General features: G+C 75.3%; 2 pseudogenes. One reads left to right on the top strand and one right to left on the bottom strand.

The window, feature by feature from the left end:
- Positions 1–1,502, bottom strand: a pseudogene (locus JM949_RS35695) (phytoene desaturase family protein); the annotation flags it as partial.
- A gap of 72 nt (positions 1,503–1,574) precedes the next feature.
- Between JM949_RS35695 and JM949_RS38320 the strand changes: the two are divergent.
- A pseudogene (locus JM949_RS38320) lies at positions 1,575–1,768 on the top strand (aldehyde dehydrogenase family protein); the annotation flags it as partial.

Below are 1,768 nucleotides of genomic sequence, written 5' to 3' on the forward strand. Positions count from 1 at the left end.
GGGTGCGCCGTGCACACGCCGCCGGGATGCGCCGACGCGCTGGCCAGGAAGAGCCGGTCCACCGGGGTGTCCGCCCGGCCCAGGCCAGGAATCGGGCGCAGGAACAGCTGCTGGTACGCCGCGGCGGTCCCGCCGCCGAGGGTGCCGCCGACCAGGCTCGGGTTGCCCTTCTCCAGGTCGGCGGGCCCGGCCACGTGTCGGCCCACGATCAGTTGCCGGAAACCCGGGGCGGCCGCCTCCAGCACGTCCTCCATCCGCTGCACATGCCCGGCGACGTCCTCGGCCCGCCAGTCCCGGCGAAACGGCAGGTGGGTGTAGGACCAGAGCGACTCGGTGCCCGGCGGGGAGTGGCTCGGGTCGGCCACCGACATCTGCCCGACCAGGAGGAACGGGTCCCGGGGCAACTGGCCACGGGCCAACTTGCTGGCGTAGTGGGTGAGCCCGTCCAGGTCCGCGCCGAGGTGCACGGTGCCGGCGCCGGCCAGCTCCCGGTTCGTCCACGGCACCGGCGCGGAGAGCGCCCAGTCCACCTTCAGCGTCGAGCCGTCCCAGCGGAAGTGCGCCAGGTCCTCCACTAGGCGCGACGGCAGCGCCGCCGCGCCGACCAGGTCGAGGTAGAGCGCCGGCGCCGGCACGTCGGCGAGAACGGCCCGACGGGCCCGCCACAGCGCGCCGCCGACGGTACGGACCCCCATCGCCCGACCTCGGGCGGTGAGCACCCGGTCGACGGGGGCGCCGTAGCGGATCGACCCACCCCGCGCCTGGAGCCGTGCCACCAGCGCGTTGGTGATCTGCTGCGCGCCGCCGTCGGGCACCGGCCAGCCGATCTGCTGGCCGAGCATGGCCAGCAGCCAGCCGTACACGCCGGAGCCGGCCTCCTCCGGGGAGAGGTCGGTGTGCAGGGCGCAACCGGCCAGCAGCGCCGGCCCACCGGGCCCGTCGAAGAGTTCCCCGCCGAGTTTGCGGACCGGCACGACCAGGCGCCGCGCCAGTCGCAGCGCACCGGCGACCCGGAGCCGACGCAGCAGGCCCAGCCCTCCGCGTACCGGCGGGAACGGTGAGGTGATGGCGTCCAGCATCGGCTCGGCCACCTCGGCCCAGTCGGTGTACGCGTTGAGCCAACGCTTGCCGTCACCGGGCGCGAACTGCTCCAGCGAGGCGGCCGTGACGTCCGGGTTCCGGTTGATCACCGCGGCCCGGCCGTCCGGTAGCAGATGGGCCAGCACGTCCGGCGCGTGCCGCCAGGACAACCCGTACCGGCCCAGGTCGAGGCCGCTCAGCACCGGTGAGGCGTAGCCGAGGGGGTAGAACGAGCTGTAGAGGTCGCTCAGGTAACCGGGCGCGGTCACCTCGGCGGAGCGGACCGCGCCCCCGGGCACCGCGGTCGCCTCCAGGACCACCACGTCCCAGCCGGCGTCCGCCAGCAGGTTGGCCGCCACCAGGCCGTTGTGACCGGCCCCGACGATGACGGCGTCCGCGCTCTGCGCGGCGGTGGTTGTCATCCGATCCGCCTACCCGGCACGCAACCGGGCGAAACGCGTTTGCCTCGCCGGGGCCGGGGCATGCAGCGCCGCATGTACACGGTTGCGCAGCTGGTGGGTGGGGTGTGGGGCGCGGGCGGCGACGGCGGCGAACTGGTCGTGCGTGATCCGGCCGACGACGTCCCCGGTGAGCACGGTGCCGGTGGCCACGGCGGACGAGGTCGGCAAGGCGGCCCAGGCGGCCCGCAACGCGGCGGCCCAGTGGGCGGCGACCGCGCCGGCCGAGC

Source organism: Micromonospora tarensis (assembly GCF_016803395.1).
GTDB classification, from domain to species: Bacteria; Actinomycetota; Actinomycetes; order Mycobacteriales; family Micromonosporaceae; genus Micromonospora; species Micromonospora tarensis.